The organism is Pantoea sp. SGAir0183, assembly GCF_043545505.1.
Map to the genome: position 1 here is coordinate 3,409,909 of NZ_CP028053.1, position 25,011 is coordinate 3,434,919.

A 25,011-nucleotide genomic window follows, 5' to 3' on the forward strand; every position below is an offset into this window, starting at 1 on the left:
TACATCCGTTACGCATGTTGGCACAATATCCGTCATCAACGCAACATGGATTTCACCGACAATGCAGACATTCCAAACCACAAGCTTACAGGTTCGCAACAACCAGCTCTGGATACTGGATCAGCAGGCCCTGCCTCAGCAAAAGAACTGGCTGCCCGCCCATACTGTGGCGCAGTTGGTTGACCATATTCATGCCCTGCGGGTGCGCGGCGCGCCGTTAATTGGTTTATCTGCATCACTGCTGCTGGCCCTGCTGGCAGAACAGGGGGAATCACGCGAGCAACTGGCGCAATCGCTGGACACCCTGCGGGCCGCCCGCCCTACCGCCGTGAACCTGATGAATAACCTTGATCGTATGAAACAGGCGCTGGCGCAGCCAGAAATGGCAACGAGCCTGGTGGAAGAAGCGTTGCGTCTGGTGCATGAAGATAAACAGCTGTGCGATCGCATCGCCGAAGCCGGCAGCGCGCTGGTCAAACCCGGCAGTCAGTTGTTAACCCACTGCAACACCGGCGGTCTGGCGACTGCGGGTGTGGGTACGGCACTGGGCGTTATCGCGCGTGCGCATCAACAAGGCCACGTTCACAATGTCTGGGTTGATGAAACGCGCCCGCTGTTGCAGGGAGGACGCTTAACCGCCTGGGAACTGGGCGAGCTGGGTGTGCCTTACCAGTTGATCACGGATTCGATGGCCGCCAGCCTGATGGCGGCGGGCAAGGTTGATGCTGTCTGGGTCGGCGCGGATCGCATTGCCGCCAATGGTGACGTGGCGAATAAAATCGGCACCTACAGCCTGGCGGTACTGGCGCACTATCATGGTATTCCGTTTTATGTTGCCGCGCCGCATACCACGCTGGATCGTCAATGCCCGACGGGGGATGCCATCCCGATTGAGCAGCGTGCCGCCAGTGAAGTTACCGGTGTGTCGGGAAGCTTCGGCAGCGTGCAGTGGGCACCCGCGGATGCGCAGGTTTCTAATCCGGCCTTTGATGTGACGCCTGCGGCGCTCATCAGTGGTTGGGTACTGGATACCGGCGTGATTACACCGGCGCAGGTGGCTGCTGGTGTTTTTCAGCCACAGTAAACAAAACGGGCGGCTGAGTCAGCCGCCCGCAGAAGGCACCGTCATAATTACGCCAGGCGCGGATAGGCATCGGCGATCCTGTCGCCTGTGAAGTTGGCGATCCAGCCTTCCTGATTATCAAAAATACGAATCGCCGTGAAATGCGGGGATGAGCCCATATCAAACCAGTGCGGCGTGCCTGCGGGCACCGAGATCAGATCGTTCTTTTCGCACAGGATCTGCAGGATTTCACCGTCCAGATGCAGGCAGAACAGCCCGGCGCCTTCGACAAAGAACCGCACTTCGTCTTCACCGTGCGTATGTTCTGAGAGGAATTTCTGGCGCAGCAAGTCTTTTTGCGGATTGTCTGCCCGCATACTGATGACGTCCCAGCTCTGATAGCCTTTTTCGGCGACCAGGCGGTCAATGGCGTGCTGATAGGCGTTGATCACCGTTTCCGCATCGGGATTCTCGCCCAGATCGCGGTCTGCCTGCCAGCGCTCGAAGCGAACGTCTTTGGCATTCAGACGCTCACGGATCGCCTCGGGATCGGTGCTGTGCCACAACGCCTGGCTCGGATCGCTATCGCTAAAAATGGTCAGTGCACTCATTTCAAATCGACTCCGGGTTAATCTGGGAAAAATCAGCGACCTGACGATGATGGCTGTCATCATCCGCCGCGTCACGAATCAGCTGCAACGTGTGCCAGCCAGCCTGTCTGGCGGCGTCCAGCTCCTGATGAATATCAGAGAGGAACAGCAATTGTCCGGCCGGCAAGCCCGTTTGCGCCGCGATGTTTTGATACGATGCCACCTCGCGCTTGGCGCCCACGTGGGTATCAAAGTAACCGCTAAACAAACCAGTAATATCACCTTCGTCGCTGTAGCCAAATAACAATTTCTGCGCGGCGACCGAGCCAGAGGAATATATATAAAGTTTAATGCCTTGCGCGTGCCAGGCCGTGAGCGCAGGCAGGACATCCGGATAAAGGTGCCCCGTAAAACGCCCGCTCAGATAGCCCTCGCGCCAAATCATCCCCTGCAGCGCTTTCAGGCCGGTCGATTTGCGGTCCTCATCCATGTAAGAAAACAGGATGGCGATCACGCTGTCGACGTCGGCATCGGGCTGTCCGGCCTCCGTACGCACGGCATTGAGCGCGTCCTGAACGGCGGGCTGCGCCTGATGCTGGCGCACATAGTCGGCCAGATGGGCACGGGCATAGGGAAACAGGACGTTATGTACAAAACGGATATCGCTGGTGGTGCCTTCAATATCGGTAACAATGGCCTTAATCATGCCTTCTCCAGCAAGCGACGTTGACGTTCGCATTCAAATAAAAACTCCAGCCCTTCCAGATGGCGGCGCGCTTCTGCCACATCGTTGCCCCAGCAGGTCAGGCCATGACCACGCAGCAGAAAGCCGTAACGCAGCGGAAAACGGGCTGCATAATCTTCAATTTCTGACGCCAGCGCGGCAACATCCTGGCGGTTATCAAACACCGGAATCGCCACGGTATCCTCATGCGTGGACTGACCGCTCAGCGACTTTTGCATCTCATAGCCGTACAGCAGTAGCGCCGCGCCCTGCTCTACGCGCGACAGAACGGTGGAATTGACCGTGTGCGTATGCAGTACTGCACCCGCCTCCGGAAACAGGCGGTAGATCAGCGTGTGCAGTGCGGTCTCGGCAGAAGGCCTGCGACCCGAGGGTGCCTGGCTGGTGGCAATGTCGACCTGAATAAAGTCATCCCGCGTCAGGCTGCCTTTATCTTTGCCTGACTCGCTGAGCAGGCAGAAATGCGCATCCAGGCGCACCGACATATTGCCGCCGGTGGCGGGCGCCCAGCCCTTCGCACCTATCCAGTGACAGGCGGCAACCAGCTGATCTAAAGCATGAGAATCGGACATTACTCTTCCTTTTAGCCGTCTAAGCGTCTTGATTGCCAAATACTAGCATCCTGTTTATAGTGGCAGCAACTCAGCGTTTCTCCGTAACCGTTTTTGCGCGTAAGGCAACCTAATCATGACGCAATCCATCCTCACGCCTGAGAGCAAGTTACCCGCCCTCGGCACCACGATATTCACGCAGATGAGCGCGCTGGCACAGCAGCATAACGCCATCAATCTTTCCCAGGGTTTTCCGGATTTTGATGGTCCGCGCTACCTGCAGGACAGGCTGGCTTATCATGTCAGTCAGGGTGCCAATCAGTATGCCCCCATGACCGGCGCACAACCGTTACGCGAAGCCATTGCCGAAAAGACCGCTGCGTTGTACGACTATCGTCCCGATGTGAACAGCGATATCACCGTGACCGCAGGCGCAACCGAAGCGCTGTATGCCGCGATCACTGCCCTGGTTCGCCCGGGTGACGAGGTGATCTGCTTCGATCCCAGTTACGACAGCTATGCGCCCGCGGTGCAACTGGCGGGCGGCGTACTGAAACGCCTCACCCTGCAGCCGCCCACGTTTGCAGTTGACTGGCCGGCGTTCTCCGCGCTGTTAAGCGATAAAACCCGACTGGTTATCTTAAATACGCCACATAATCCCTCGGCCAGCGTCTGGCACCAGGCGGACTATGCGGCCTTATGGCAGGCGATTGCTGACCGGGAAATTTATGTGCTGAGCGATGAGGTTTATGAGCACATCTGTTTTGCCCAGGACGGTCATGCCAGCGTGCTGGCGCACCCCGAACTGCGTCAACGTGCGGTGGCGGTTTCCTCGTTTGGCAAAACCTTTCACATGACCGGCTGGAAAGTGGGTTACTGCGTCGCCCCCGCGGCGATCAGCGCAGAAATCCGCAAAATCCATCAGTACCTCACTTTTTCCGTCAACACACCCGCTCAACTGGCGATTGCCGATATGCTGCGCCAGCATCCTGAACATTATCGTGAGCTGCCCGACTTCTATCGCGCGCGCCGTGACCGACTGATACAGGCACTGAGCCGTAGCCGTTTCCGCATTTTACCGTGCGAAGGCACCTACTTCCTGCTGGCGGACTACAGCGCTATATCGGCGCTGGATGACGTGCAGTTTTGCCAGTGGCTGACGCGCGAAGTGGGCGTGGCCGCGATCCCGCTGTCGGTCTTCTGTGAAGCGCCTTTCCCACACAAACTGATCCGGCTGTGCTTTGCAAAACAGGAAGCGACGCTCGACGCCGCAGCGGAGCGTTTATGTCGTCTCTAGCCATTACGTTATTGCAAGCGCCGCTGATGTGGATGGATGGCGAGGCTAACCTGCGCCATTTCGATAATCTGCTGGCTGACATAACAGACCGGGATGTGATTGTTCTGCCAGAGATGTTCACCACCGGTTTTGCGATGGAGGCTGCACAGCAGGCCCTTCCGCAGCAGCAGGTCGTGACATGGTTACACCGCCATGCGAAGCGCACGAATGCGCTGGTGGGCGGCAGTGCCGCGATACATACGCCAGCGGGTGCCGTGAACCGTTTTTTGCTGGTTGAGCCGAATGGCACGCTGCATCACTATGACAAGCGACACCTGTTTCGCATGGCGGATGAGCAGCAGCATTACGTCGCGGGCACGACGCGCACGGTGATTCAGTGGCGCGGCTGGCGCATTTTGCCGCAAATCTGTTACGACCTGCGCTTTCCGGTCTTTTCGCGCAACCAAAATGACTATGATCTGGCGTTGTATGTGGCCAACTGGCCTGCGCCGCGCGCGCTGCACTGGCAGGCGCTACTGCTGGCCCGGGCGATTGAGAATCAGGCGTTTGTCGCGGGCTGCAATCGCGTGGGCAGCGATGGCAATCAACATCAGTACAGTGGGGACAGCCGAATTATTTCACCGCAAGGCGAGGTGCTGGCTGCAGGTGAGCCCTTCACGGCAGGTAAGGTTGAGGCGTCGCTGTCGCTTGCCGATCTGCAGGCTTATCGCGAGCGGTTTCCGGCGTGGCGGGATGCGGATGGCTTTACGCTGGCAGAATAAAAGCGCCACCGGCCTGGCCGGGGGCGCTTCAGTCAGTTATTGCAGGTCGAAACGGTCCAGATTCATCACTTTTGTCCAGGCCGCCACGAAGTCAGAAACAAACTTCTGTTTCGCATCGCTGCTGGCATAAACTTCCGCCAGGGCGCGCAGGATGGCGTTGGAACCAAACACCAGATCGGCACGCGTGGCGCTGAACCTGACTTCGCCACTCTGACGGTCACGGCCTTCAAAGATCTCTTCACTGCTGTCGGTCGCACGCCAGGCGGTGCGCATATCCAGCAAGTTTACGAAGAAGTCGTTACTCAGGACGCCGACGCGGTCAGTAAAGACGCCATGATGGCTGCCGTCAAAGTTGGTCCCCAGCACACGCAGACCACCCAGTAACACCGTCAGTTCCGGCGCGCTCAGCGTCAGCTGCTGTGCTTTGTCCAGCAGCAGGGTTTCGGTTGACGAGCCACCTTTCACGCGACGGTAGTTACGGAACCCGTCCGCCAACGGCTGAAGCACGTTAAAGGATTCGACATCGGTTTGATCCTGACGAGCATCCACACGACCTGGCGTAAAGGGGACCTGCGCGGCCACGCCCGCAGCGGCGGCGGCCATTTCGATACCGACGCTGCCCGCAAGGACGATGACGTCAGCCAGCGAGGCCTTACCGGATTCCTGCTGAATCTGCTGCAGTTTCGGTAACACGTCGTTAATCACGCTGGCGTTCACAGCCCAGCTATTCTGCGGTGCCAGGGCCAGACGGGCACCGTTCGCTCCGCCACGTTTGTCGCCACCCCGGAAGGTTGATGCCGACGCCCAGGCCGCTGAAACCAGCTGGCTCACGCTCAGACCTGACGCCGCGATTTTCGCCTTCAGCTCACTGATATCCGCTGGCGTGGGCTGATGAGTCGGCTGCGGTAACGGATCCTGCCACAGTAAATCTTCTTTCGGCACTTCTGGCCCGATGTAACGTGCTTTTGGCCCCATATCGCGGTGCGTCAGTTTAAACCAGGCGCGGGCGAAGGCTTCGTTAAAGGCCTGCGGATCGTTAAGGAAACGGCGAGAGATTTTCTCGAACTCCGGATCAAAACGCAGCGTCAGGTCCGTAACCAGCATGGTGGGTTTACGCTTTTTCTCAGGATCGAACGGGTCCGGAATAATGGCTTCTGCGTTAACGGCTTCATACTGAATGGCCCCTGCCGGGCTATGGGTTTTCACCCACTCATATTTAAACAGGTTCTCAAAGAAGTAGTTACTCCACTGAGTTGGCGTCTGCGTCCAGACGACTTCCAGACCCGACGTAATCGCATCGGCACCGACACCGCTGCCGTAGCTGTTGTTCCAGCCAAAGCCCTGAGCTTCGATGGGTGACGCTTCCGGATCGACGCCAACATGGCTGGCCGCCGCCGCACCGTGGGTTTTACCCAGCGTATGCCCGCCTGCGATCAACGCGACGATCTCTTCATCGTTCATGCCCATGTTGCCAAAGGTGGCGCGAATCGCTGGCGCGGCAGACGCCGGATCGCCGCTGGCTTCAGGCCCCTCTGGGTTCACGTAGATCAGCCCCATTTCGGTTGCGCCCAGCGGGGCGTTAGCCAGACTTTCGGGATGACGGTGGGCCAGCCACTCGGTTTCGTTACCCCAGTCCACGTCCATATCCGGTTCCCAGACGTCTTCACGACCGGCACCAAAACCAAAGGTACGGAAACCTGAGTTTTCCAGCGAAACGTTACCCGCGAGAATATAGAGGTCGGCCCAGGAAATTTTCTGGCCGTATTTCTGTTTGACCGGCCACAGCAGGCGACGGGCTTTGTCCAGGCTGACGTTGTCAGGCCAGGAGTTCAGCGGCGCGAAACGCTGCTGACCACGACCGGAGCCGCCACGGCCATCGATAGTGCGGTATGTGCCGGCACTGTGCCACGCCATGCGGATGAACAGACCAATGTAGCTGCCCCAGTCGGCAGGCCACCATGACTGGGAGTCGGTGAGCAACGCCCGGATATCGGCTTTCAGTGCGGAATAGTCCAGTTTGCTGAACTCTTCGCGGTAGTTGAAGTTTTCGCCGAGGGGATTAGAGCGGTTGGAGTGCTGGTTCAGCAGATCCACGCGCAGCATATTTGGCCACCAGTCGCGATTGCTGGTGCCACTACCGGCTCCACGAGCCAGAACGCTTTCTTCTTCCGATTTACCGTGATGAAAGGGACATTTACCTGAAGCGGCTACATCATTATCTTTTGGCGTGCTCATTATCGGCTCCGTTGCCTTCACATTGTCATCGCTAAGATAACCCTGGCGTTAGCAGGAATATAGTCGGATGGGCCGAAGGTATTGATAGCCATTAGCTTTCAAGCGCAGCGAAAAAAAGCTGCGCCCGATGGACCCGTCAGCTGCCGCGATAGGTGGACCAGCTCCAGGGGGATATCAAAAAGGGCAAGTGGTAATGGCTGCCGCTTTCCGTGAGGACAAAATCAATTTGTGCGCTGACGTATAAGGTTTCCCGTCCGTCCGCGCGAAAGTAGGCGCCAATATCTGCCGTGAGGCGGTACTGCCCCGGCGCAAGTGGCTCAGGTGTCAGATCCTTCAGACGACCATCGTTATCTGTGACGCCTTGTGCACAGGGAGTCCAGCCTTGTGCCGTGTGCTGTTCCAGCAACATGGCAACGCCCGGCGCGGGTTTTCCCAGCGCCGTATCCAGGATGTGAGTGCTGATGGTGCTCATGAAAAACTCTCCTTAAGGCGCAGCAGGGTGATTTCCCGCAACTGCGCCAGGGCTTCCTGTTGCTCGGTTTCCGGGCTGTTGTCCAGCCGCCGCGTGAGTTCATCAAGCAGCGTCTGTGCGCTGCGTCCTTTGGCCCGAATCAAAAATACCCGGTTAAAGCGCGCCTCATATGCCTGATTGCCCCGCACCATGGCCTGATGTAACGCGTCGTCTGCGTGTTGCATGGCCGCCTGTTCGCTACGCGACAACTGTTTTTCCTTCTCGTTGCCCTGCGCCTTTTCCCCGATACGTGGATGAGCGGAGAGCGCCTGATTCAGATCGTCCTCCTGCCAGTCCTGTGTCAGCCGTAGTGCTTCAGTCAGCAGGGCATCAAGGCTGTGAAACGGGCGGGCCGCCACCAGCGCCAGCTGCCAGTGCGGCAGCGCAACGCAGTGGGACAGGGCAAGCTGTGCAGCGGCTTCCGGTAACTGGTTAAAGGTATCCAGATCCATATTAATGCTGCTCCGCAAGGTGGCAAATCGTCTGCAAATAGGCCTGAACCGCTGGCGCGACATCGGCTTCATTCACCGATTCTGCCGGATGGTGGCTGATGCCGCGGTGGTTACGCACGAACAGCATCCCCACCGGCCAGCGCTCTGCAATGGCAATAGCATCATGACCCGCCCCGCTGGGCAGCGCCAGGCAGCGTCCCTGAACGGTTTCTACCGCGTGGCTCAGCGCCTGTTGCAATCCGGCATCGCAGGCCGTTGCCGCGATACGGTAATACTCCTGCGCGCTAAAGGTTAAACCGCGACGCAGTGCAATGGCTTCCGCCTGGGTCAGCAACGAGGACAGCAACGATTCAAGCGGCGCGTCCTCGGGTCCACGCACATCCAGAGACAGATGCACCTCCCCCGGAATGACGTTCACCGCGCCCGGCGCGCAGTTCAGCGTGCCCACCGTGGCGACCAGCGGTGAAGTCTGCTCGCGCGTGGTATGCTCGATGAATACCATCCACTCTGCGGCAGCGGCCAGCGCGTCTTTACGATGCGCCATGGGTACGGTTCCGGCATGACCGGCCTCACCGGTGAAACAGCAATTGAGGCGACGGGCACCGTTGATCGCGGTAACCACACCCAACGCGAGATCTTCCTGCTCCAGGCAAGGCCCCTGCTCTATGTGCAGTTCAAGATAGGCCACGATGTCGCTGACGTTACGCGCGGCGCGTGAGATCTGGCTGGCGTCCAGGCCGACATCCTGCATCGCCTGTGCCACCGTAATGCCATTGCCGTCAGGATGGGTCGGCCAGCTGTCAGGCCAGGTGCCGGTAATGCCGCGACTGCCCAGCAGGGTAATGCCAAAACGCGTGCCTTCTTCATCACCAAAGCCGATGATTTCAATGGCCAGGGGCAGGCGACGCTGGCGATCGTGGAGCCACTGCACGGTTTCAATCGCGCTCAGCACGCCCAGCATGCCGTCATAGCGGCCCGCATTACGAACCGTGTCCAGATGCGAGCCCAGCAGCAGCGCAGGTGCGCCAGGCTGGGCGGCGTCGTAGCGGCCGCAGATATTGCCGACTTCATCCTGCCAGACCGTCATACCGGCGGCCTGCATCCACTCACCAACGCGCGCGTTGGCACGCAGGTGTTCCGGCGACAGATAAACCCGTGTCAGCCCTTGTTCGCTTTCACTGATCTCAGCCAGCGCATCACAGCGCGTCATCACGCGCCGGGCGGCAACCTGAGCCTCGCTGGCATTCATCATCATGCATGGCTCCCGTAGTGGTTCCATGCCGCCTGCGAGCCCGCGCCCTGTGGCGTACGGTAACCGACATGCGACAACACCATTTCCAGCGCGGCCAGGGTTTGCATCACGCAGTCTTTGCGCGCGTTGTAACCCATTGTGCCGATGCGCCAGACTTTGCCGTGCAACGGACCAAACGACGTGCCGATTTCAATGCCGAAATCTTCCAGCATCAGCTTACGGACCTCATCGCCATTGACGCCCTGAGGGATCACTACGCCCAGCACGTTACTCATTTTGTTGCTGAGATCGCCAAAGGTTTCCAGCCCCATCCCCTGAATGCCTTTTAACATCGCTTCGCCGTGCAGCTTGTGGCGCGCAATCCCGTTATCCAGCCCTTCCTGCAGAATCAGACGCGCGCATTCACGCGCGCCGAACAGGGCGCTGGTCGCTTCAGTGTGATGATTGAGGCGTTCCGGGCCCCAGTAATCCATGATCATGCCGAGATCGAAATAGTTGGAGTAGATCATCTCGTCATCGCCATCCTGGTGCGCATCCGTGCGGATCCCCTGCTCTACGCATTTGCGCTGGCGGATCACCGCTGCCATCTCATCGCTCAGCGTGATGGGCGAAGTTCCTGACGGACCACCCAGGCATTTCTGCATGCCGGCGGACACCGCGTCCAGGCCCCATGCATCGGTTTCCAGCGCATTGCCCGCCAGCGACGCCGTGGCATCGGTGTAAAACAGCACACCATATTTTTTGCAGATCGCCCCCAGCTCCGCCAGCGGCTGCAGCATAGTGGTTGAGGTATCGCCCTGTACGGTCAACAGCAAACGCGGTTTTACTTTTTTAATCGCATCTTCGATCTGATCGGGCGTAAACACCTCTCCCCACGGCACCGCAATGGTGTGCACATCGGCCCGGCAGCGACGGGCAATTTCACACAGCAGATGACCAAAACGGCCATAGACTGGCACCAGCACCTTATCGCCAGGGCGAATCGCCGACAGCAGGATCGCTTCAATACCGGCGCGTGAGGTACCGTCGATCAGCAGCGTCCAGCGGTTTTCGGTGCGGAACACGCCGCGATAGAGTGCCATCACTTCATTCATGTAATGGGTCATCGCCGGATCATATTGTCCGAGCAACTGGCTCGACATCGCGCGCAGCACACGCGGATCGGCATTGATCGGACCGGGGCCCATTAACAGGCGCTGAGGCGGATTAATTTGCGAAAATTGAGAGATATCCATAGTGAATTCCTTGTTAAGCACTCACAGACGCACAGAGGAAATAAACTGCTTTAGCTCCGCCGTCTGCGGATGGGCAAACAGTGTTTTGCTGTCCCCCTGTTCCCAGACGCGCCCCTGATGCATAAAGACCACACGATCGCCCACATCGCGGGCGAAGTTCATTTCATGGGTGACGAGAATTAACGTCATGCCTTCGGCGGCAAGTTGCTCCAGCACTTTCAGCACTTCGCCGACCAGCTCTGGGTCCAGGGCTGAGGTGATCTCATCACACAGTAATACCCGGGGTTCCATGGCCAGTGCGCGGGCAATGGCTACGCGCTGTTGCTGTCCGCCTGACAGGCTGGACGGGTAATAATCCAGCCGCTCGCCCAGCCCCACTTTTTCCAGCATACGGGCTGCCAGTTCGCGGCACTCGGCCTGACTTTTTTTCAGAACCCGACGCGGTGCCAGCATGACGTTTTCCAGCGCCGTCATATGTGGGAACAGGTTGAAGTTCTGAAATACCATCCCTACGGAGCGGCTGATTTCGCGCGCCTGTGAGTCGCGGTCGGTGATGGTCATGCCGCCGAGTTTAATGCTGCCATCCTGATAGCCTTCCAGCCCGTTCATGCAGCGCAGCAGTGTACTTTTGCCGGAACCGCTGCGACCGATAATCGAGATCACTTCTCCCATATCGATATCCAGATCCACGCCCTTCAAAACATGGTTGGTGCCGTAATACTTCTGGACCTGATTAATGGTGATGAGCGGCATTGAATTTTTTCTCCAGATACTGGCTGTAACGCGACAGCGGATAACACATCAGGAAGTAGCCCAGTGCCACCAGCCCAAAGACTTTAAACGGCTGGTAAGTCACGTTATTCAAAATGGTGCCGGCTTTGGTCAGCTCGACAAATCCGATAATGGAGGCCAGCGCGGTGCCTTTAATCACCTGCACGGCAAACCCCACTGTCGGGGCAATCGCAATGCGGATCGCCTGAGGCGCAATCACCCGAGTGAGCGTCTGACCAAAGTTCAGGCCGAGGCAGCGTGACGCTTCCCACTGCCCTTTTGGCAGCGCCTGAATACTGCCGTGCCAGATATCCAGCAAATAGGCGCTGGTATAAAAGGTCAGCGCCAGCGACGCAGCGGTCCAGGGCGCAACGTCGATGCCAAACAGCCCGACGCCAAAGAAAGCCAGAAACAGCTGCATCAGCAGCGGTGTGCCCTGGAACAGCTCGGTGTACGCGCGAATGATTCGCGTCAGCCATTTACGCTTTAACAGACGTAAAAACAGCAGAGGTAACGTCACGAGCGTACCGCCTAAAAAGGCCACCAGCGACAGGGCAATCGTCCAGCGCGCGGCCAGCAGCAGGTTGCGCACGATGTCCCAGTCGGTAAAGGTTGTCATCATGCCTGCACCCCCAGCCACTTGCGGCCAATCGCCAGCAGCAGCTGACGCATTACTATCGACAACGCCAGGTAGATCAACGTGGTCACCGAGTAAACTTCGAAACTCAAAAACGTGCGTGACTGAATCAGGTTGGCGGCAAAGGTCAGCTCCTCGTAGGAGACCTGCGAGACGACCGACGATCCCAGCATCACAATGATGCACTGACTCACCAGCGCCGGATAAATCCGTTGCAGCGACGGTGGCAACACCACGCGCAGAAAGGTCTGGCTGCGCGTTAATCCCAGCACCCGACCGGCTTCCCACTGCCCTTTTGGCGTGACCTGAATGCCCGCCCGGATAATTTCCGTGCTATAGGCCCCCAGGTTAACCAGCATCGCCAGCAGTGCGGCTTCCCCTGCGGTGAGTTTCAGCCCCAGGTTGGGTAAACCGAACACAATAAAGAACAGCTGCACCACAAACGGCGTATTACGAATCAGTTCGACATAGATGCCCCACAGGCGGCTTAACCAACTGGGTTTACCGCTGCGCAGCGCCGCGCCGATAATGCCGATACTGACGCCGCCGACCGTCGCCAGCACCGTTAACTGGATCGTTACCCACAGGCCGGAGAGCAACTCCGGCCAGTACGGCAACAATGCAGGGAAATTAAGTTGCCCGGTCATTGCCCCGTCCTTATGCGCCCAGGTTGGCTGGCAGCGGCGCTTTCAGCCACTCTTCGGACATTTTGTTCAGCGTGCCGTCTTTAATGCCCTGGTCGATCAGCGCATTCACTTTCTCTTTCAGTGCCGGCTCGTCTTTTTTCAGTCCGATATAGCACGGCGAGTCTTTCAGCATGAACTGCGCAACAGGGGCTTTAGCCGGGTTCTGACGCGTAATGGCTGCGACGACCAGGTTGCCGGTAGCGACATATTGCACCTGTCCGGAGAGGTAGGCTGATAACGTGGTGTTGTTATCTTCATAACGTTTCACCTGCGCGTCTTTCGGCGCCACCTCGCTCAGCACCATATCTTCCACCGCACCACGGGTGACACCCACCGACTTGCCGCTCAGCGCCGCGGGATCTTTCAGATGATCGCCTTTAGGTCCAAAAACGCCCAGAAAGAACGGCGCGTAAGCCCGGCTGAAATCAATTACCTTTTCACGCTCAGGATTTTTCCCCATGCTGGAGATCACCAGATCCACCTTGTCCGTCTGCAGATAAGGCACACGGTTGGCACTGCTGACCGGCACCAGTTGCAACTTAAGTTTCATCTGTTTGGCCAGATACTTTGCCATGTCGATGTCATAGCCCTGCGGTTGCAGATCGGTCCCCACGGAGCCAAACGGTGGGAAATCCTGCGGTACTGCCACCCGCAGCACGCCGCGTTTCTGGATGTCCTGCAGTTGATCCGCCAGCACGCTGCCTGCCTGTGCCATCAGTACGGCTGCCGCGACAACGGCCATTAATACTTTTTTCATTATGCACCCCGGTGAGATTATGTGAAACAAAAGATTCTTATGATTGGCATTCTGCAACTAATGTGCCAACGCAACGGGTGGGGGATAAATGCGGATTAACGCTGAAATGGCGGCTTTTACTAAGCTCGATACGATTCCCGAGTCACCCCGGGAGACGGTCCAAAAAGGGGCAAAGCACCAAAATGGTGCCTGCTAACGGTGCTCCAGCTCATCAAGGTGCTGATAAAGATCGGCAATCTGATGAATACGCGGCCGCCCCAGCGCCAGTAATTCATGCAGCAGGGCGTTGGCGAGCAGGTTCACCAGGCTCATGGCCGAGGCGTAGCTGTCGAAGGCGGAGACGCTGTCCAGCGGGGCGCAAAACTGCCAGCGCGCCAGTGAAATCACGCTCTGCGCCTGGGGCTCACACAGCGCCAGTACCGGAATCCTTGCGGTTTGCAGCTGCTGCATTAACGGCTGAATAATGCGGGTGCGGCGGCGAAACGCAATCACGACCACCATGTCCTCCGGCGTGATGTCCACCAAATCCTCTGCCAGCGTCTGGCCCGGCTGGGGCAGAATATGCACCTGAGCACGCGTCTGAATGAGCTGCTGACGCAGATGCAGCGCCACCGGATAGGCATTACGCATGCCAACAATATAGATACGCTTTGCCTGCGCCAGCTGGGCGATGACATCGGCGAATTGCTGGGGATCAATGCTGTTAACCCATTGTGTCAGATTGGCCATTTCCTGCTTGTAATGCCGCGACAGCAGGGTATTTCCCTGTACCGCATCCCGGTTATCCGTTAACGGCATACCGCTCTGGCGCAGGGTACGGAGCTCATCGCGCATGTCTTTATATTTGTCATAGCCCAGGCGCTTAAACAGTCGGCTCACCGTGGCTTTTGAGACACCGCTCAGGCGTGCCAGCTCGGCACTGTTATAGCTAATCAGGTCATCAAAGTGGTCAAAAATAAAGTCGGCTATACGCTGCTCCTGCGGCGAAAGCTGGGGATAATGCGTTCTGAGTCGCTCATCAAGCTGTTTCATTCAGGTCCTGTAACTTTTGTTTCAATCGCGGGATTGCCACAGAAGCTAGCATAATTTGGGCCAGATAAACCTGTCCAGAGACGTTGTCTTCTTAAAAACTGGAACGGCTCTTGCTTAACCTTTTGCTTTGTACCCTGAAAAACAGAATGAGAAGAGCATGATTCAGAGCAATTTGGCCCCGTTAGGCATGGCCGTGACGCCGCATCATCTGGCCAGTGAAAGTGCGCTGGCGGTACTGCGGGAAGGGGGGAACGCGATTGAGGCCATGGTGGCCGCCGCGGCGACGATTGCGGTGGTCTATCCGCACATGAATGGGCTGGGCGGTGACGGATTCTGGCTGATCATGCCAGGCGAAGGCGATCCGGTTGGCATTGATGGCAGTGGCAGAGCGGGTTCGCTGGCGAATTTTGACTTCTATAAGGGGGAAACCCATATCCCTCATCGCGGGCCTAAAGCGGCCCTGACGGTGGCGGGCACGGTGAGCGGCTGGCAGGCGGCACTGGACCTGTCCGCAGAACTGGGGGGAACTACCCTGCCTTTACCGCGCTTACTCCGCGATGCTGTTCGCTATGCTGCCGATGGCATTCCCGTCACCGCCTCACAAGCCGCGGCGACGCGGACGAAGCGCGACGAGCTACAGCATCTGCCTGGCTTTGCCGCCACGTTTTTACCGGACGGCGATGTGCCTGCGGAAGGCAGCCGTTTCACCCAGCCTGATTTAGCCCGTACATTGAGCCTGCTGAGCGAAGAAGGTCTGGACAGTTTTTATCGCGGCACGCTGGCACAGCACCTTGCGGAAGAAATGGTCAATCTGGGCATTCCCATCACCCTGGCCGATTTACAGCAGCAACGGGCTCGCCGCGTCACGCCGCTCCATATTCGCCACAGCGAAGGCGATATCTGGAATATCACGCCACCGACACAAGGTATGGTGTCGCTGGCCATACTGGGCATCACGGATCATCTGGACATGGCGAACGCAGATGAGGTGCAGACGATCCACCGTATCGTCGAAGCCACCAAAAAAGCGTTTGCCCTTCGGGATCAGCATATTACCGATCCCCGCCATGTGGTTGAGGATCTGCAGGCACTGCTTGACGGCGAAACCCTCGCCACCCTCGCCAGCCAGATTCAGGATGATCGCGCCGCGCCCTGGGGAACCGGTCGCGGGCCTGGCGATACCGTCTGGATGGGCGTGATGGACAGCAGCGGGCTTTCCGTTTCCTTTATCCAAAGTATTTATCATGAGTTTGGCAGCGGTGTAGTGGTGCCCGGCACCGGACTTGTCTGGCAAAACCGGGGCGCGGCTTTTAGCCTCGATCCCGACCATATGCTGGCGCTGGCGCCCGGTAAACAACCCTTCCATACGCTGAATCCTGCCGCCGCACGCCTGAAGGATGGTCGCACCATGGTATACGGCTCCATGGGCGGCGATGGCCAGCCGCAAACTCAGGCAGCCATTTTTACCCGCCATGTTATTCAGCGCCTGCCGCTGCAGCAGGCCGTTAGCGCACCTCGCTGGCTGCTGGGGCGGACCTGGGGCCAGTTGTCGGACTCGCTCAAACTGGAAAGTCGCTTCGCGCCCGACACCCTGGAGGCGCTACGTGCGTTAGGACATGACGTGGAGTCGCTGCCGGCCTACAGTGAGGCCGTCGGCCATGCAGGTGCCATTGTTCGTCACAACAACGGTATGTTTGAAGGCGCAAGCGATCCGCGCAGCAACGGCAGCGCCGCCGGTTTCTGACAGGAGTAAATCATGAATCAGAGTGACTGGGCAGCCTATATTGCCCAAATGGAGCAAATCCTGAACGTGGAACTGGACGAGGATCGCCGTACCGCACTGCTACAACAGATGACGCGCATTGCCGATATGGCGGCCCCGTTGATGGCTTATCCGCTGGACGACCGGCTCGAAGTCGCAGGAGTGTACAAAGCATGAGACCAGACGAGGTTTCCATTCAGGCACTTCAGCAGGCGATTCAGCACGGTGATATCAGCGCCCGTGAAGTGGCGGAACAGACACTGACCGCGATTGAGAAACAGAATCCGCAGCTTAATGCCTGGACGGATATCACCGCAACGCGGATGGTGCAGGAAGCGGATGCGATAGACAAGCAACGCCTGCGCGGCGAGACCTTGCCGCCGCTGGCGGGCATTCCCTATGCGGTAAAAAACCTGTTTGACGTGCAGGGGTACACTACCCTGGCGGGGGCCAGACTGTTTCGTCAGCGTCCGGCCGCAACCCGGGATGCCTTTGCCATCACCCAACTTCAGCAGGCCGGTGCCCTGCTTTCCGGCATGGTCAACATGGATGCCTATGCCTACGGTTTTACCACCGAAAATACCCACTACGGGGCGACGCACAACCCGCATGATCTGGCGCGCATTGCGGGCGGCTCATCCGGCGGTTCGGCCGCCGCCGTGGCAGCGGGGCTGGTGCCTTTCTCGCTGGGGACGGACACCAACGGCTCAATCCGCGTCCCGGCTTCCCTGTGTGGGATTTTTGGCCTGAAACCGACTTTTGGCCGCTTATCCCGCAGCGGCAGCCATCCGTTTGTCGCCAGTCTGGATCATATCGGTCCCTTTGCCCGTCGGGTGGACGATCTGGCCCTGGTTTACGATCTGCTGCAAGGGCACGACAGCACGGATGCCTTCCAGGCCGATCGCCCGCTGGCAGCCACCTTACCGCAGCTGAAAAACGGTGCACAGGATTTGCGCTGCGCCGTACTGGGCGGCTTCTTTTCGACCTGGTGTAATGATGATGCCCGCGCGGCGCAATTACAGGTGGCGCAGGCGTTACAGGCTCAGGACGACGTGGTAATCGCGGAGGCTGAGTTAGCGCGCTCGGCCGCCTTTATTATGACCGCCTCTGAAGGCGGCAATCATTACCTGCCTGCGCTGCGTCAGCAGCCCAACCTGTTTGAGCCCCATTCGCGTGAACGCCTGCTGGCTGGTGCGATGCTGCCCGCGGCATGGTATGTTCAGGCCCAGCGCTTCCGCCGCCACTTTCAGCAGCAGGTCGTCCCGCTGTTTGCGCAGTACGATGTGCTTATCGCCCCTGCCACGCCATGTAGCGCGCCGTTAATTGGTCAGGAAACGATTGCCATTAACGGGCAGAATCTGCCGACGAAGGCCAGCATGGGCATGCTGACGCAGCCGATCTCCTTCCTTGGACTTCCCGTCTGTACTGTGCCGATGACGACGGCGAGCGGTTTACCGATTGGCGTACAGTTAATTGGCGCCCCCTTTAACGAACAGGCTGTCTTACGCGCAGCCTGTGCCCTTGAACAACAAGGACTGACATTTTCGCCCACCCGCAGGGCAGGAGCACAATGAATACTGACGCGATTGATCTTCCCGAGGTGCTGAACGCCGTTACCGCCGCGTTCTACCGTTATGAAAAGGCGCTGACGGGCAACGACATTGCCGTCCTGGATGAACTGTTCTGGCACGATCCGCGGACCGTGCGCTTAGGCGCTGGCGAGAACCTGTACGGCATCGATGAAATCCGCGCGTTTCGCGCGGCAAGACCGTCGGCGGGGCTGGACCGCACGCTGCGCAATACGGTGATCACCACGTTTGGTGACGCGTACGCGGTGTGCAGCACCGAATTTACCCGGGCGGGCACGGAGAAAATTGGCCGTCAGCAACAGACCTGGGTGAAGTTTCCGCAGGGCTGGCGCATCGTAGCAGCGCAGGTCAGTCTGATGAGCTAAGCCCGGCGGAGCAGTCATATGTTAAGGCCGGGAGGCCTGAGTCTAACGCTTCACGCCGCGAAAGCGCTCAACTGCAACCCCTACGCCTTCCTACAGGGCGGCGAGCTCGCCTAACCAGGCGATCATTGCCTCTGCGCCAGGCTGGTTCAGCGTGCGATTCGGCCAGGCCAGATAATAGGGCTTGCTGAGCGGCAACGCGAGCGCATCAACAATGACCAGTTCGCCCCGGCACAGCGCCTGGGCGATCATCCGGCGCTGTCCCAGCAGCACACCAGCGCCGGCCACGGCGGCATCAATCGCCAGCGAGGTCAGGTTAAAGGTCATGGCTGGTCGGGCTGCTGGCACAGCCATTCCTTTCGCCTCAAACCAGCCCGACCAGTCTGGCAAAAAGCGCCCTTCTTTGCCCCAGTCGAGATGAATCAGCGGCGCATGCCGTAACAGATCCTCGCGGGAAAAGGCGTCGATCAGCCGCGGGCTGGCGACCGGGAGCACCTCATCATGAAACAGATACGCTTTATTCAGTCTGGGATACGCCTCCTCGCCGAAACACATCACAAAGTCGGCCGGCGTTTGAGCAAAATCCACCTCCGCATGCGTGCCATGTAAGGAAAGACTGACATCCGGACAGCGTTCACGCCAGCGGCACAGATGTGGCAACAGCCATTTCGACGCCAGCGCCGGCAGCGTGTAAAGCGTAAGCTGTGCGGCGGTCTCAGTGCATCCTATGTTACGCTGACCAAGCTGGAGAACCGCAAAGGCTTCCGTGACATAGCGAAGATACTGCTTGCCCGTCTCCGTCAGCATCACGCCCTGTTGCGTACGTAAAAACAGGACGCAGCCAAGATGATCTTCAAGCTGGCGAATTTGCTGACTCACCGCCGCAGGGGTTAAGGCCAGCTGTGCCGCGGCCCTGGTCAGGCTGCCGGTTTCCGCAGCCACTTTAAATGACTGAATCACGTTGATTTTAGGCAAGCGCGATGACGGGTTGGGCATTAAGCATTCCTTATCAGGGTATTAACGATTTATTGGTATTCAGCTGATGCCGGGCAGGCTAGTGTGACAATTCATTCATTATGAGACCGCGACGATGCCCAAAGCCCTGGTACGTACTGACTTACATCCTCTGACCGACCACGCCTGGCGTCAAGACTGTCGCAGGCAACTTAATCAACACGGCGCGCTGGTGTTGCGTCATTTTTTGCAGCCTGCCGCCCTGCAGGCCATCGTCGCAGAAGGCAATGCGCAGCGCGATCGGGCTTATTACACTGTCAGTCAGCACAACGTTTACCTGATGAAAACGGATGCCGGCTTCAGCGACAGCCATCCACGCAACCGCCAAGTAAACAGCACCAAAGGGTGCATTACGGACGATATGATTGCAGCGGATTCCCCGCTGCGTCAGCTGTATGACGATGCGCTGTTTCAGTCTTTCTTATGCGAAGTGCTGGACGAAGAGGCGCTGTATCCCTACGCCGACCCGTTGTCTTCGATTAACCTGCACTATGCGCCACAGGGTAAAGAGCTGGGATGGCATTTTGATAACTCCTCGTTTGCCATCACGTTGCTGGTGCAGAAACCGCTGGGCGGTGGACGATTTCAGTATGTGAAAGACCTGCGGGATGCTGATGCGGGCGAAATGAATTACGCGGGCGTGGCCGCCGTGCTCGATGAACAGCACCCCGTCGATGAACTGGCTATGGATGCCGGTGACCTGGTACTGTTTCGTGGGCGAAATTCACTGCATCGCGTGACGCCCACAGAAGGCGACGTCACGCGCATGCTGGCGGTGCTGGCCTACAATACCGCGCCCGGCATCGCCCTGTCGGAAACGGCCCGCCTGACGTTTTACGGCCGGTTGTAAACCGCACCCGCAAACGTTTTTGCCGATTATCTGGCCGCGCGGCGCGCTCCACCCTGCGTGGCTTTATTGGTGGACGTTACCGCCATCCACTGACGCAGGTTTTGTAGCATTGCCATACAGCGTTCAAGCTGTTCAAGACTGACAAACTCATCTGCTTTGTGTCCCTGTTCCATGCTTCCCGGCCCGCAGACCAACGTGGCTACCCCAATCTCGTCAAATAATCCCCCTTCGGTGCCAAAGGCGACCGTAGCGAAGTCGTTATGTCCGCTCCACTGCGCCAGCCAGCGGGCAAAGTCGGTCTGCGGATCGGTCAATAAGCCGGGATAGTCGCTCAGTGGTTGAAAGGTAATGTTGCACAACGGTTCAGTGCGCTGCATTTCAGGCACCAGTTCTGCTTCGGCGAAGTGGCGTACGCTGTCATACAGCGCCTGAGCATCCGTACCAGGCAGCGTTCGCCACTCCATATCAAAATGGCAGGTCTCAGGAACAATATTCAGTGCTGTCCCGCCCTGAATCGTGCCAATCTGCAGCGTGCTGTAAGGCGGTTCAAACCGTTCGTCACGTTGCTGCTTTAACGCTTCTTCCTGCTGCAAAAGACGCGCAATTAACCGGGCGGCGTAGTGAACCGCATTCACGCCCTGATGCGTATAGGCAGAGTGGCAGGCGTGGCCCTGCACCCGACAGCGCACCGCCCGTTTTCCCTTATGTCCGTAAACCGGCTGCATGGCGGTCGGCTCACCCACAATACACATCGCCGGTTTTGCCGGTGAGGCATTGAGCATCGCCACCAGCGAGCGCACGCCCAGGCACCCCACCTCTTCGTCACAGGAAAACGCCAGATGCAAAGGCATGCGCAGGGGCTGCTGAAGAAACGCATCCAGCATGGCCAGCACGCAGGCAATAAAGCCTTTCATATCGGCGCTTCCCCGACCGTAGTATCGTCCGTCACGTTCCGTCAGGGCGAAAGGCGGCACGGACCAGTTTTGCCCCTCAACCGGCACCACGTCCGTATGCCCTGACAGCATAACGCCGCCTTCGCCCTCCGGCCCCAGACGCGCATACAGATTGGCTTTTTTACCGCTGTCGTCATACAGCCACTGCGTCGTTATGCCTCTGTCAGTCAGGTAGTCGTCAATAAACTGGATCAGGGCCAGGTTTGACACCCGACTGGTTGTGTCAAAGGCCAGCAGAGAGGCCAGAAGCGCCCGTAACGTCTCATTCATCGCCGGGCACACCATAGGCCGGTGCCTCACGCGGATCCAGCGCGCGCGCGACATAGGCTTCCATCTGAGGTTCATAGGCAAGCCACAGTTGTGTCAACTGCCCGACAGGGTCGTGCCCGGTCCAGTCGATGCGCAGATCCACCAGCGGCCAGGGATAATCATCCACGAGTTTGAGCGCAGCAGAATGTAACGGCCCGGCTTCTCCGCCTGCCGCCACGCCGGCCTGAAGGGCGGCAAGCAGCCGACTGGCCAGTTCACCGGAGGCCGCTTCAAAGGCCGCGCACATGGATGCCGTTACGCCCTCGTTCGCCAGCATATTGCCTGCGGCGATACAGTTTTTTCCTTCGGCCATGCTCCAGATACCCAGCGTCTTGCTGCCACTGAAAAACGCCGTGTTACCCTGAATATCAATCGCGGCGACCTGGCGGTAATCACTGAATCTGTCGCCGGCCAGCGCCCGCTTTAGCGCCACGTTCAGATCGCTGCCCTGATCCAGATGCAACAGAATCTGCTGCCCCAGAGAGGGCAACGTAATATTCTGGCTGGATACGGCACCCACGCCGGCCTGGAGCCAGGGACAGCGCGCGCCTACCGCAATGCTGGATGAACTGATAGCGATGCCGAGCTGACCGGTTTCTTCACACCGTGCCATCACTGATAAGGTCATTGGTCTGCTCCACGTTTCCAGTCATCCGGAATCACCGCAATGACATCAATTTCCATCAGCCATTGCGGCTGTGCCAGAGCCGAAATCACCAGCCCTGTTGAGACGGGGAAAACACCTTTTAGCCACTTTCCGACTTCCCGGTAGACCGGTTCGCGATAACGCGGGTCGACTATATACGTGGTGGTTTTAACAATATGCGACAGATCGCTCCCCGCCTCTTCCAGCAGTTGCTTCACATTTTTCATCGCCTGCGCCGCCTGCGCGGCCGGATCGCCCAGGCCAACCAGATTACCGTCGAAGTCAGTGCCGACCTGGCCGCGCAGGTACACCGTGTTACCTGCACGTACGGCCTGGCAAAGATCGTTGTCCAGCGTTTGATTAGGGTACGTTTCTTTGGTGTTAAACATCCGAATACGAGTATGGGTTGGCATAACAGCAGTCTCCTGGTTCAGTTTTCTGACGCGGCACGGTAATCCTGATACTGGCGCTGAATAGCAATATGGTCGGCAACATACTTTGCGTCATGCCACACGCCCCAGATAAACGAGGAGCCGCGGCGCGACTGCCAGGGCAGCCCGAGGAAATAGAGTCCGGACTCCGGGGAGACGCCGCGTTGATGGAGAGGTCTGTTTTTCTCGTCAAAGGCGTTAACCTTCAGCCAGGTATAATCCGTGGCATAGCCTGTCGCCCAGATGAGCGTCGTGATCCCTGCGCGGACCAGATTGAGCGACTGCACAGGATGCGAGACGCTTTCCGGATCGGGCAGAAAGGCGCGTGCGGCCGGATCCTCGGGTAAATTCAGGCCATGGCGTTCAACCCAGGCATCGGCCGCATCCAGCAGGGATAAATAGTTTTCATCGCCTGCGGCAATGTTTTGCGCCAGATCGGGCTTAAAGGTCACGACCTCGCCGGAAAAGCGCTCCGTCAATCCGACCAGGTTGATGCCCTGCTCCGCCAGTTTGCGAAAGTCGACGGTATGCCCGCCGCGCGCGCCGCTGACCGCGATGGTGACGTGTTCTTTCCCCGGTTGGCTGGCTGCCGCATCCCACAGGCCAAGGACTCCTAACCACCAGCAAAAGTCCCGGTTGCGATAGCGGCGAGGCGGACGATCGTGGGGACCAACGGAGAGCCACACGTCTTTTCCTGCACGCTGAAGCTCATCGGCAATCTGCACCCCTGACGAGCCCGCGCCGATAACCAGCACACCACCTTCAGGCAGTTGTTGCGGGTTACGGTAGTCCGCCGAATGTAACTGGGTGAACCGTGTATCCGTGGGCGCAATGGCGGGAATCACAGGCTTCTGAAAAGGCCCTGTGGCGACGACTACGCGCCGGGCAACGATCGGACCAGCAGAGGTTGAGACGTCGAACCCGCTGCGCCCGACACGCGGTACCACGCTGATGACTTCTACGCCCGTTTTGACAGGCGCCTCGATGTGCTGCACATACGCTTCAAAATAGTCAGCAATCTGTTCTTTAGGCACAAAGCTGTCAGGATCCTGCCCCGGAAAAGTCATGCCGGGAAACCGATCGTGCCAGGCCGGGCCGTTGGCGACCAGCGAGTCCCAGCGCCGGGTCCGCCACGCTTCGGCAATACGATTTTTTTCCAGCACGCAATGCGGAATGCCGAGCCGCCCCAGATGCTCGCTCATGGCGATGCCGGCCTGCCCTGCCCCAATCACCAGGGTATCTGTTTCTTGCTCTGATATTGTCATTCCATCATCCTCAAGCCCGACGTTTTAATGACGTGTTCCTGACACGCGCCAGCGCCAAGACTATTTGAGGCAGATGAATGGGTAAAATATTATAAAGCTAATATCTGAATAAGAAATTAATAAGCAGAAGATACGTGCCCGGTTATTAAAGCCACTCAGCGAATAAAGCGCGAAATTAGCCGATGAGATTTACCGCAAATACATTTCTTTTTCTTACCAAACAGCACGGTAATTGCGCGGCACTTTTTACACGGTGGGCCCCAACGCACTATTCTGGCAATAGTCCATAAAAAGTTTTGTCGGTCGCGTCGGTTCATTATGACTTAACCAGGCCATGATTAACGTCGAGGCTTCCATATCATCTTCAATATCAATCTGCGCCAGCTTTTCACCGTCATAAGTCACATCAGTGCAGGGGCGGGTGACCAGAACTGAAAACCCCAGCCCCTGTCCTACCATGCAACGCACCATTTCAATGGAGGGCGAACTGTAGGCTACCTGCGGGTGGTACCCTTTGCTTTTGAAAATATTGATGAAGTAATTCCTGCTGGGTACCGCATCCAGCAAAATCATAGGTTCCTGACTCAGCTCACGCAGCGTGACCAGGGATTTTTGTGCCAGTGGATGGTTTACCGGCAGGAGCGCGTAAGGTTTATGCGGGGCGTTTAACGTGGTTTTTTGAATGGTGTTATCCAGCTCGAGATCGTAGAGAAAAGCCAGATCAAAACGTCCGCGATGGAGTCCATGCATCAGTTCATGCTGCTCGCCATCGTACAGTTCAATAGTAATATCAGGATAGTGTTTTTTAAACCCGGCTATCAGTTTGGGCATATACAGCGGCGCCGCAGATTCAAAGCATCCCACCGCAATCGTGCCTGAAATCAGGGTGTTATCTGCACGTGAGTTTTGCTCAAACTCGTGTGTCAGACGTAGCAGCTCCTGCGCCTTTTCGTAAAAACGGCGGCCGCCAGGCGTCAGCGAAACACCTTGTGCGTGATGGCGGATGAGCAGTTGCTGATCGAAGGCGTCCTCCAGGTTTTTGATGGAAACGGAAATGGAGGGCTGGGCGATATGCAACTGACGCGAGGCTTCCGCAATGCTTTCCGTCTCCACCACGGCGACGAAATATCTGAGCTGTTTAAGTGTAAAGCGACTCATGGCGTTACCTCTGTTTTTTATGGTCAGCAAGACACCTTGCTTCGTTCCGGCCTAAGCAGCACTGCAAATGCTGTGCCACTTACCTGCCCGTTCCACC

The 25,011-nt window shown here is 57.9% G+C and carries 27 protein-coding genes; 8 read left to right on the plus strand and 19 right to left on the minus strand.

Going from position 1 to position 25,011, the window contains the following annotated elements:
* Positions 1–61: 61 nt before the first annotated feature.
* Positions 62–1,084, plus strand: a complete 1,023-nt coding sequence (mtnA, locus tag C1N59_RS15895) for an S-methyl-5-thioribose-1-phosphate isomerase (RefSeq protein WP_394549861.1) — start codon at positions 62–64, stop codon at positions 1,082–1,084.
* 47 nt (positions 1,085–1,131) lie between these two features.
* Here the strand turns inward: mtnA and C1N59_RS15900 are convergent, their stop codons facing one another.
* From C1N59_RS15900 to C1N59_RS15910, 3 genes are read right to left on the minus strand one after another with little or no spacing between them, the layout of a single operon-like run.
* Positions 1,132–1,674, minus strand: a complete 543-nt coding sequence (locus C1N59_RS15900; RefSeq protein ID WP_394549862.1) for a 1,2-dihydroxy-3-keto-5-methylthiopentene dioxygenase — start codon at positions 1,672–1,674, stop codon at positions 1,132–1,134.
* Position 1,675: 1 nt separating this feature from the next.
* Positions 1,676–2,359: an acireductone synthase gene (gene mtnC / locus C1N59_RS15905; RefSeq protein WP_164482994.1), complete on the minus strand. Its 684-nt coding sequence runs from the start codon at positions 2,357–2,359 to the stop codon at positions 1,676–1,678.
* Positions 2,356–2,970 (minus strand): methylthioribulose 1-phosphate dehydratase, encoded by a 615-nt coding sequence (locus C1N59_RS15910; protein ID WP_039338574.1) that lies wholly within the window; start codon positions 2,968–2,970, stop codon positions 2,356–2,358. Before C1N59_RS15910 ends, mtnC begins: the two co-directional genes overlap by 4 nt.
* 115 nt (positions 2,971–3,085) lie before the next feature.
* Here C1N59_RS15910 and C1N59_RS15915 point away from each other — a divergent pair, with 115 nt between their 5' ends.
* Together C1N59_RS15915 and C1N59_RS15920 are read left to right on the plus strand one after the other, a co-directional pair.
* Positions 3,086–4,246, plus strand: a complete 1,161-nt coding sequence (locus C1N59_RS15915) for a pyridoxal phosphate-dependent aminotransferase (RefSeq protein ID WP_054688098.1) — start codon at positions 3,086–3,088, stop codon at positions 4,244–4,246.
* Positions 4,234–5,007: an amidohydrolase gene (locus C1N59_RS15920; RefSeq protein ID WP_394549863.1), complete on the plus strand. Its 774-nt coding sequence runs from the start codon at positions 4,234–4,236 to the stop codon at positions 5,005–5,007. The genes C1N59_RS15915 and C1N59_RS15920 overlap by 13 nt, the downstream gene beginning before the upstream one ends.
* A 36-nt stretch (positions 5,008–5,043) precedes the next feature.
* On the opposite strand, the gene katG is transcribed toward C1N59_RS15920, so the two are convergent.
* From katG to hpxU, 10 genes are all read right to left on the minus strand, one after another.
* Positions 5,044–7,242: a catalase/peroxidase HPI gene (gene katG, locus C1N59_RS15925; RefSeq protein ID WP_394549864.1), complete on the minus strand. Its 2,199-nt coding sequence runs from the start codon at positions 7,240–7,242 to the stop codon at positions 5,044–5,046.
* 136 nt (positions 7,243–7,378) lie between these two features.
* Positions 7,379–7,714, minus strand: a complete 336-nt coding sequence (uraH, locus tag C1N59_RS15930) for a hydroxyisourate hydrolase (protein ID WP_006118033.1) — start codon at positions 7,712–7,714, stop codon at positions 7,379–7,381.
* Entirely contained in the window at positions 7,711–8,205 is a 495-nt protein-coding gene (gene uraD, locus C1N59_RS15935) for a 2-oxo-4-hydroxy-4-carboxy-5-ureidoimidazoline decarboxylase (protein WP_394549865.1), read from the minus strand. Before uraD ends, uraH begins: the two co-directional genes overlap by 4 nt.
* Position 8,206: 1 nt before the next feature.
* Positions 8,207–9,460, minus strand: a complete 1,254-nt coding sequence (hpxK, locus tag C1N59_RS15940) for an allantoate amidohydrolase (protein ID WP_394549866.1) — start codon at positions 9,458–9,460, stop codon at positions 8,207–8,209.
* Entirely contained in the window at positions 9,457–10,692 is a 1,236-nt protein-coding gene (locus C1N59_RS15945; RefSeq protein WP_006118030.1) for a pyridoxal-phosphate-dependent aminotransferase family protein, read from the minus strand. Before C1N59_RS15945 ends, hpxK begins: the two co-directional genes overlap by 4 nt.
* A 21-nt stretch (positions 10,693–10,713) precedes the next feature.
* Positions 10,714–11,445: an amino acid ABC transporter ATP-binding protein gene (locus C1N59_RS15950; protein WP_006118029.1), complete on the minus strand. Its 732-nt coding sequence runs from the start codon at positions 11,443–11,445 to the stop codon at positions 10,714–10,716.
* Positions 11,426–12,082 (minus strand): amino acid ABC transporter permease, encoded by a 657-nt coding sequence (locus C1N59_RS15955; protein WP_033738775.1) that lies wholly within the window; start codon positions 12,080–12,082, stop codon positions 11,426–11,428. The genes C1N59_RS15950 and C1N59_RS15955 overlap by 20 nt, the downstream gene beginning before the upstream one ends.
* Positions 12,082–12,747: an amino acid ABC transporter permease gene (locus C1N59_RS15960; RefSeq protein WP_006118027.1), complete on the minus strand. Its 666-nt coding sequence runs from the start codon at positions 12,745–12,747 to the stop codon at positions 12,082–12,084. Before C1N59_RS15960 ends, C1N59_RS15955 begins: the two co-directional genes overlap by 1 nt.
* 10 nt (positions 12,748–12,757) lie before the next feature.
* Complete coding sequence (locus C1N59_RS15965; protein WP_006118026.1) at positions 12,758–13,543, minus strand: transporter substrate-binding domain-containing protein; 786 nt, start codon at positions 13,541–13,543, stop codon at positions 12,758–12,760.
* 192 nt (positions 13,544–13,735) lie between these two features.
* Positions 13,736–14,575, minus strand: a complete 840-nt coding sequence (gene hpxU, locus C1N59_RS15970; RefSeq protein WP_039338586.1) for a MurR/RpiR family transcriptional regulator HpxU — start codon at positions 14,573–14,575, stop codon at positions 13,736–13,738.
* 157 nt (positions 14,576–14,732) lie between these two features.
* Here hpxU and C1N59_RS15975 point away from each other — a divergent pair, with 157 nt between their 5' ends.
* Genes C1N59_RS15975 through hpxZ form a run of 4 tightly spaced genes read left to right on the plus strand, consistent with a single transcriptional unit; the run spans position 14,733 to position 18,291 of the window.
* Positions 14,733–16,319, plus strand: coding sequence for a gamma-glutamyltransferase family protein (locus C1N59_RS15975; RefSeq protein ID WP_394549867.1), 1,587 nt, complete (start codon positions 14,733–14,735; stop codon positions 16,317–16,319).
* A 12-nt stretch (positions 16,320–16,331) separates the two neighbouring features.
* Positions 16,332–16,514 carry an oxalurate catabolism protein HpxX gene (gene hpxX / locus C1N59_RS15980; protein WP_185200609.1) on the plus strand — a complete coding sequence of 61 codons (183 nt, stop codon included), beginning with the start codon at positions 16,332–16,334 and terminating at the stop codon, positions 16,512–16,514.
* Complete coding sequence (locus C1N59_RS15985; RefSeq protein ID WP_394549868.1) at positions 16,511–17,911, plus strand: AtzE family amidohydrolase; 1,401 nt, start codon at positions 16,511–16,513, stop codon at positions 17,909–17,911. The genes hpxX and C1N59_RS15985 overlap by 4 nt, the downstream gene beginning before the upstream one ends.
* Positions 17,908–18,291, plus strand: a complete 384-nt coding sequence (hpxZ, locus tag C1N59_RS15990) for an oxalurate catabolism protein HpxZ (RefSeq protein ID WP_394549869.1) — start codon at positions 17,908–17,910, stop codon at positions 18,289–18,291. The genes C1N59_RS15985 and hpxZ overlap by 4 nt, the downstream gene beginning before the upstream one ends.
* Positions 18,292–18,381: 90 nt before the next feature.
* On the opposite strand, the gene C1N59_RS15995 is transcribed toward hpxZ, so the two are convergent.
* Positions 18,382–19,284, minus strand: a complete 903-nt coding sequence (locus C1N59_RS15995) for a LysR substrate-binding domain-containing protein (RefSeq protein ID WP_394549870.1) — start codon at positions 19,282–19,284, stop codon at positions 18,382–18,384.
* Between the two features lie 94 nt (positions 19,285–19,378).
* On the opposite strand from C1N59_RS15995, the gene C1N59_RS16000 reads away from it, so the two are divergent.
* Positions 19,379–20,152 (plus strand): HalD/BesD family halogenase, encoded by a 774-nt coding sequence (locus C1N59_RS16000; RefSeq protein ID WP_039338593.1) that lies wholly within the window; start codon positions 19,379–19,381, stop codon positions 20,150–20,152.
* 26 nt (positions 20,153–20,178) lie between these two features.
* Here C1N59_RS16000 and argE read toward each other — a convergent pair whose 3' ends face one another.
* The 5 genes from argE to C1N59_RS16025 all read right to left on the minus strand — a co-directional run bounded on the left by argE (position 20,179) and on the right by C1N59_RS16025 (position 24,914).
* The gene (gene argE / locus C1N59_RS16005; protein WP_394550884.1) at positions 20,179–21,390 is read right to left on the minus strand and encodes an acetylornithine deacetylase; all 1,212 of its coding nucleotides are present in this window, start codon (positions 21,388–21,390) and stop codon (positions 20,179–20,181) included.
* The gene (locus tag C1N59_RS16010) at positions 21,368–22,042 is read right to left on the minus strand and encodes a DUF1028 domain-containing protein (protein ID WP_058702732.1); all 675 of its coding nucleotides are present in this window, start codon (positions 22,040–22,042) and stop codon (positions 21,368–21,370) included. Before C1N59_RS16010 ends, argE begins: the two co-directional genes overlap by 23 nt.
* Positions 22,039–22,473, minus strand: coding sequence for a RidA family protein (locus C1N59_RS16015; RefSeq protein ID WP_054632950.1), 435 nt, complete (start codon positions 22,471–22,473; stop codon positions 22,039–22,041). Before C1N59_RS16015 ends, C1N59_RS16010 begins: the two co-directional genes overlap by 4 nt.
* Positions 22,474–22,490: 17 nt before the next feature.
* Complete coding sequence (locus C1N59_RS16020) at positions 22,491–23,756, minus strand: flavin-containing monooxygenase (protein WP_058702731.1); 1,266 nt, start codon at positions 23,754–23,756, stop codon at positions 22,491–22,493.
* A 246-nt stretch (positions 23,757–24,002) separates the two neighbouring features.
* Complete coding sequence (locus C1N59_RS16025) at positions 24,003–24,914, minus strand: LysR substrate-binding domain-containing protein (protein WP_033738508.1); 912 nt, start codon at positions 24,912–24,914, stop codon at positions 24,003–24,005.
* Positions 24,915–25,011: the final 97 nt, after the last annotated feature.